Below are 5,888 nucleotides of genomic sequence, written 5' to 3' on the forward strand. Positions count from 1 at the left end.
TTTCCAGTAGTACTTCGTCAAGTAAATCGGCATCGTCAACACGCATGGGGCCAAAAGTTAATTTGTATTTGGGTAAGGTAGCGATTCTAACACGTTATCGAAAAGTCTATATTTAATATAAACCTATCTTAGTATGTTTATACTCTAATAACTAAATTTATAGTTTGCCCCCTCCTGCCTTTTCTCTTCTTTTGGTGTTTTTGTTTTTTTTGTTTCCCCTTTCCCACCCTTTCTCAATTGGCGGCAGCCCCTTCGATTTGCGTCAGCTCCCTAGAAGCCGTTTTTTTCGACAACACAATCTTTGTGTTATTTGTAATCTTTGTTCTATTTGTTATCCTATATATATAGCGAAAAAAGAGGTTTAGTCCGTGAAAAAAGAGGTTTAGTCCGTGAAAAAAGAGGTTTAGTCCGTGAAAAAAGAGGTTTAGTCCGTGAAAAAAAGAGGTTTAGTCCGTGAAAAAAGAGAAATTATAAAGAGTATCTTTAATAATTCTCTTTTTTTGCGTTATAGAGCTAATCATCAATGAATCAGATATTTCCAGTATGAACCAACCCGTTTCAATTCGCCAGCATAACGCTATTACTACTGCCCGTTATGAGTATTCAGAACTACAATTAGACATTTTTTTTTACCTCCTTTCGATACTCAGAAAGGATAAGACAGATGGAGTTTATGAGATTGTGGTAAAAAATTTATCGGCTTTGACAGGGAAAGAGTACAAGTACGGCTACCTTAAACAGGCCACTGAGGAGATGGGTAGCCGTATGTTTGAAGTCTCAACACCAAAGAGTTATGAACAACTATGGATGTTTCAGCGGGTTAAGTACGTAATTGGTGAGGGACGTATTGAAGTAAGGCTTTCCGATGATATAAAACCTTATTTGTTCGATCTGAAGGACAATTTTACCTCCTTCGAGTTGTATGCGGCTCTACGGTTGGGTAGTAAGTATGCCAAACGGCTATATACCCTATGCAGTCAGTGGAATGACAAAGGTGAGACCCCCGTTTACAAAATTCCTGAACTTAAGAAAATGCTTTCCTTACTCGATGACAAGGGTAACGAGCAATACAAGCAGATAGGTGAATTTAAACGTTTCGTTCTTGATGAAGCAAAGAAACAAATCAATGAACACACTGATTTACAGATAGACTACGTCTTATACAAACGAGGCCGTAGTTTTCAAAGTGTTTCATTTACAATCAAACGGCAACCGCTGGCTATCGTCCTGCCGGTAGAAGACAAATCCATTAAGGGGGGGTCGGCTCTGGCAGGTGTATCTGATGCCCAATACCAAAATACACGGCTCTTACTAGAAAAGTGGAGCATCAAACGGACTGATGTAGTCAATCAGATCATGAACTCGGCGGATCTGATTCAGGAAGTCAATAAGTTTGCTTACGAAGTGCAGACGGGCAAGGTAAAAGTAGAAAGGAACATAGCAGGCTACCTGCTCATCCGCCTAGGGTTGAAACAGCCAAAGGGGAAAGAGAAAGATGCCTGATTCTAGTTGTTGGCCTGCTGGCCGTAAAACAAGGGATAAGTATGCTCAAGACGACGAAAAAACCAACCAGGAAGACGGCTCCCAAGATGATAGCGGTCATTAAGAACGGCATGACCGAACGGGAAATGGACGAATCGGAAGAAGCCTGGGCCAACCACCAGGGGCCTTATATGACCCTGGCAGAAGTTCTAGCCATCGAGAAGGCCAAACAAGCCAAATCGCTCAATGGACCCGGTGCTGGGCCAAACACGGATTTTATCGTTTAGGGAAGATCGTCTTTACTGTTTTTTCTTCCCCTTGGTCATTTCCTTCCCTTCCAGTTCATTCGCCTGGCGAGATAAGGCTTTCGCCTGCTCGGCGGCTTCGCGGGCCAAAGCTCGCTTTTGGTCGGCTTCCTCCTGTTCACCGATCCACGTATAAATCCCGTTATCCTTGAACTGGGCTTCCATAAAATTGTAGTAATCCGGATTGGCCTGCCTGGTGTAGCGTACCCGCCAATCCGCCTGCCAGTAAGCGGCTCGGAACTCGTCTCGCTCCCCTTTCCAATCCAGCGCCAGCCAGGTCAACCCCACCACCAGGACGATCATCAGCCCGAACACGTAGCCCCCGTAGCGCACGTACTGGCTCATCGTGTACTCCGGGCGTTGGCGGCTTATCTGCTCAATCCGGTCGAGCCGAGTCGTGATCGTACTCAGGTCTATGGCTACGGGGGCCTGCTTGGACTGCTTTTGCGTTTCCTGCACTGCTTCGGTTAACCCGTCGATGCTGGCTCGGTAATCAGTTGGGCTTTGAGTGGGTAGCTTATCGACACGGGCTTTAAGGGCGGCTACGTCTTTGGCTAACACGGCTAAGAGTTCAGAAATTAATTGGCTATCCTCCATCTTACAGGCTGCGGCCATGGCCGCGTTTGAGTCGTTTTTCTTCGATTTGCGGAGACTTCTCCAGTTTTTGGGCCTGCACCCTTTCTTGTTCTTTAGCGGCTTCCAGGGCCTGTTTCTGGCGTAGCTGCGCGTTGATAGCCAATTGCTGCTGAATCTGACCCAGGCTTAAGTGCTGGTGTAGCTTGGAGCCTTTGAAGGCGACGGTGATTTCCTCCCCGTTTTGATCGGCTTTGACCTGCTCGAAGCTGATGCCACGGGGCTGGCCGGCTTGATCCCGGTTGACGATCATCGCAATGTGGTGCCTGGCTAAATCGTCCCGTAACTCTTGGCCACTGGTCGAGCGGCTTAGACTCTCCCGCACCTGGTCGCGTAGCTCGATACGGCTGCGGTCGCGCTCAGGTAGGTTCTCGACGCTTAACCGCTGCGCCTGCTCCTGCATCGGGGTTAACCCGTAGTGCTGTTCGATCTGGCGTAAAAGCTGCTCGGAACGGCTGTAATTGTGGCCATCACTGACGGTCTGCCCGTCGTTAGCGACCCGGTTGGCCACGATGTGAAAATGAGCGTGGGCCGTGTCGGTGTGGCGGATGACCACGTACTGCGATTGAGCTAGCCCCATCCCCTTCAGGTAGTCGCTGGCCACCTTGTGCATGAGCTGCGGATCAGCCCGTAAGCGGGGCTCGTCCCTCGGGTCGAAACTAACGGCCGTATGCCAGACGCTGCGGCTTAGATCGGGGTTCATCTGAGCTTGGCGCACAAAGTCGGCCACCATGCCTTTTAGCTCGTAATCGCGCACCCCCTGCGACAGGATCACCTCGCCTTTCCCCTTTTCCACCTTTTCCATGTTGTAGCCGCAGCAGCCTTTGAAGCTGCGGCCAATGCTGGTTTTGCCAATCATAGTTCCGAGGGTTTATTCAGCAGTTGGTTCAACTGCTGGAGTAAGCGACTGGCTTCAAAGGCAATCGAGCGGATACCGTCAGCATGGGCTTTATGGGCGATCTGGTTCAGATTATTTCCCACTCGGGCCACCTCGTTTAGGGTCGCGTTCTCCTCGGGGGTTAGCCGTACCTGAGCCTGACCAGTGAGCACGATTTGGCGGCAGTAATCCGACAGATTCAGGCCTGCCCGCTCGGCCCGTTTCTTGATGGCCAGCTCTTCCAGCCCCGTCACGTAGAGGTTAATTTTCTTATCCCGCTTCTTGGGGCTGGGCGGGCGGCCACCCTTCTTTTTAACCGGTTCATTCTCGACCATAACTTGTTCAATTAAGTGGTTTTTTCACCCCCGACAGTCGGAGGGGGGACAGCCGTTTACGACCGAGAAAGCTCGACGATAGGAGGGTTTTTAAGGTAGTAAACATGGCTGGCTACGCAATCAGACCAGCAAAATACGCACGCGTCAGCAACTCCGCAAGCGGAGCTGTATGATTCCTAAAAATAAAGGTGTAAGACTTGATCAACGACCTTAAACGTCACTACTCGATCTAGGTTGTAAGGCTGGCCACCGACTTGAATATATTCATGGCCAAAGCTCCACTCCTCACTCTGATCATGGAGTTTAGAATCGCCGAAACGACAGATATTAATCTGTTTAATTTGATGTTCGTTAATCAAACTTTGTAGCCGCTGGACCATACGTTCGCCTGGCATTGGAAAGGGGGAAACAAGAAATCTACTTTTTACCGAATAACCATTCTCGGAAACTGGCTGGGCGTTGCTGGATAGCTTCCCGGATAATACGAAGTTCCTCGTCTCGTTGATTGTCCAATTCTGTACGTTGAGCTAGTTGGACAACAACTGACTTCAAATCATCAATCTCAGTCCGTAGATCTTCCTGACGAGCTGGTGGCTGATTTCCTTTCTTAAGCTGTTCTTGGGCATACTGCCGTAAATCCTCATTTAGATACTGACCAATGGTTTTACCACTTCGCTCGGCAGCTTTCTCAAAGGCTGTACGAGTTTCAAACTCAATACCACGAATTGACCAAACTCCAACATCAGGCGCATGACGACGACGGCCACCTTTGCCCTTCTTACCACTCTCTTCTAAGATATCAGGGGGTGTAGTACTTAATGGCAGTTCTGTAATCGTGTTTTCAGACTGCTGTTTACTAAATTCGAGTTCTGTAAGCGGGTCTTGATCAGCCATTGAGAAAAGTTATACATTTAGTATACAGCAAACTAAACGCTTTTTTCAGACTGAATCAATTGTATGACATATAGTATGACTTTTCTCGATCTTACTCTAACTTATCATAACATCGATTATAGAACAGGGTTTCCAACCTTGCCGATTTAGTAGGAGTCTCCTGTGCACGACCAATTTACCGATGCGTTATTTACTGCTACTAACGAGCTTGACTAAGTCATGGCTCCATTCATTAATGAATGAAGCCATGACAAGTCTGGAAACAGAATGGATTAACGAGGTCCACAAGAGCCGACTAGTCATATTGCCTGGTGAAGACAGTTATCTACCGGGTATTGATATGCCCGTTTGGAAGCTAATCCAACAGATGGCCAATGGCGTAACGAGAGCCGAGTTAACACAGGCCCATCCCGATCTCACCGAGGCCGATATTCGAGCCTGTAGCCTGTTTGTTTACTTGCAAATTACTGGTAAGCTCTGACTTGCCAGTTCAACGCTTATTTACATAACATCAGTGGTTGTTGCAAAAGTAGATCAGTGCGTTGCGGGGTGGGGCAGATGCGCCAAGTTTACTCTAAATTCGATCCCCAAACAACCGGTTTTGGTTGCCAGTAAAGGGCTCCATTGACTTTTGCAACAGTCACCGTAGTTATACAACAGATCCTGAAAAAATGCTATTCGTAGCAACGTACCTTATTACCGCCATTTCGTACGTTGTCTATTTTCTACTTCTATACCGTCGTTTTCTTCAAAATACCACTTTCTACACTCTCACGTAATAGCTGTTCGGCATACGCCCAGATGGACTCAGAACCATGCTGAATAGCCTGCTTTTTTTGATACACTTGATCAAATCCAACCTTAAATTCTCGCCAGGTACCCCCATTATTTGATACGTTTTGTAGCAGGGGCTCGAGCCGGTCCATCGCTCTGGCAAATTTCGCTTCATCCGTTTTGCGCTCTTCAAATTCTTCCCAAATAGCGAGTAATTCATGGGCTTGGTCAGCAGGCAATAAGCCAAAAATACGTTCTGCCGCAATTCGTTCTTCGGCCGTATTGTCGTGGCTTTTTTGCGTATCGTAAATGAACGTATCGCCAGCATCAATCTCAACGATATCATGGATGAGCAACATTTTTACGACTTTCAACACATCGACAGAAACGTTAGCATGTTCAGCCAATATAATGGCCATTACCGCTAAATGCCAGCTATGCTCTGCGTCATTTTCGTTTCGGTCGCTATTGAAGAGTCGGTCGTGACGTAACCGTGGACTCTTCGTCTTTATTGCATGGTAACACTCGTCGTCTCATGCCGCTACTGTGGCAACCAAGATGCCGTTCGGCGCAAAGGGCTCAGCACCA

General features: G+C 47.6%; 8 protein-coding genes. 3 read left to right on the top strand and 5 right to left on the bottom strand.

Going from position 1 to position 5,888, the window contains the following annotated elements; translation table 11 throughout:
- Positions 1-543: 543 nt before the first annotated feature.
- Positions 544-1,503, top strand: coding sequence for a replication initiation protein (locus tag FH603_RS27500; protein WP_186742436.1), 960 nt, complete (start codon positions 544-546; stop codon positions 1,501-1,503).
- A gap of 41 nt (positions 1,504-1,544) precedes the next feature.
- Positions 1,545-1,769: a hypothetical protein gene (locus FH603_RS27505; RefSeq protein WP_186742437.1), complete on the top strand. Its 225-nt coding sequence runs from the start codon at positions 1,545-1,547 to the stop codon at positions 1,767-1,769.
- Between the two features lie 12 nt (positions 1,770-1,781).
- Here the strand turns inward: FH603_RS27505 and FH603_RS27510 are convergent, their stop codons facing one another.
- From FH603_RS27510 to FH603_RS27525, 4 genes are all read right to left on the bottom strand, one after another.
- Positions 1,782-2,402: a hypothetical protein gene (locus FH603_RS27510; protein ID WP_186742438.1), complete on the bottom strand. Its 621-nt coding sequence runs from the start codon at positions 2,400-2,402 to the stop codon at positions 1,782-1,784.
- Positions 2,386-3,279, bottom strand: coding sequence for a relaxase/mobilization nuclease domain-containing protein (locus FH603_RS27515; RefSeq protein WP_186742446.1), 894 nt, complete (start codon positions 3,277-3,279; stop codon positions 2,386-2,388). Before FH603_RS27515 ends, FH603_RS27510 begins: the two co-directional genes overlap by 17 nt.
- Positions 3,276-3,632 carry a plasmid mobilization protein gene (locus FH603_RS27520; protein ID WP_186742455.1) on the bottom strand — a complete coding sequence of 119 codons (357 nt, stop codon included), beginning with the start codon at positions 3,630-3,632 and terminating at the stop codon, positions 3,276-3,278. The genes FH603_RS27515 and FH603_RS27520 overlap by 4 nt, the downstream gene beginning before the upstream one ends.
- 417 nt (positions 3,633-4,049) lie before the next feature.
- Positions 4,050-4,526: a hypothetical protein gene (locus tag FH603_RS27525; RefSeq protein WP_235985652.1), complete on the bottom strand. Its 477-nt coding sequence runs from the start codon at positions 4,524-4,526 to the stop codon at positions 4,050-4,052.
- Between the two features lie 181 nt (positions 4,527-4,707).
- Between FH603_RS27525 and FH603_RS27530 the strand changes: the two genes are divergently transcribed.
- On the top strand, positions 4,708-5,007 hold the full coding sequence (locus tag FH603_RS27530) for a DUF433 domain-containing protein (protein ID WP_186742457.1): 300 nt from the start codon (positions 4,708-4,710) through the stop codon (positions 5,005-5,007).
- A 250-nt stretch (positions 5,008-5,257) separates the two neighbouring features.
- Here FH603_RS27530 and FH603_RS27535 read toward each other — a convergent pair whose 3' ends face one another.
- Positions 5,258-5,719, bottom strand: a complete 462-nt coding sequence (locus FH603_RS27535) for an HD domain-containing protein (protein ID WP_244968044.1) — start codon at positions 5,717-5,719, stop codon at positions 5,258-5,260.
- Positions 5,720-5,888: the final 169 nt, after the last annotated feature.

This window comes from Spirosoma utsteinense (assembly GCF_014282275.1).
In the GTDB taxonomy this organism is placed as follows: Bacteria; Bacteroidota; Bacteroidia; order Cytophagales; family Spirosomataceae; genus Spirosoma; species Spirosoma utsteinense.